The 326-nt window shown below is 63.2% G+C and carries 1 protein-coding gene; it reads left to right on the forward strand.

Features of this window, described 5'->3' with window-relative positions; genetic code table 11:
• Positions 1-326, forward strand: a 326-nt coding sequence (locus ACV22W_RS33700) for a hypothetical protein (protein WP_448023861.1), incomplete at both ends; no start/stop codon positions are given.

Here is a 326-nt window from a genome sequence, read left to right on the forward strand (position 1 = left end):
TCGGGTACGGGTGTCAGTGTCAACAACGCGGCGGGTAATGCGTCGATTCCGTCGCTCGGTTTGCTGCCGGGGCAGTCGGTGCCCGGTCTCACACCGAGCAATTTGAGCGGTAACGCGAGCGGAGTGAAGTCCGGGGCGTCGTCGGTGCATGGCGGTCCGCAGGCGCCGGTCAATCCGATCATCGCGAGCGCGACCGCGCTGAACGTGCTCGACAACCTCACGATTCCGCAGGGCGGGCTGTTCAAACCGACCACGGCGCCGAACGCAAGCTATGTGATCGAGACGAACCCGGCGTTCACGAACCAGAAGAATTTCATCTCGAGCGA

The sequence above is a fragment of the Burkholderia sp. AW49-1 genome, assembly GCF_053427845.1.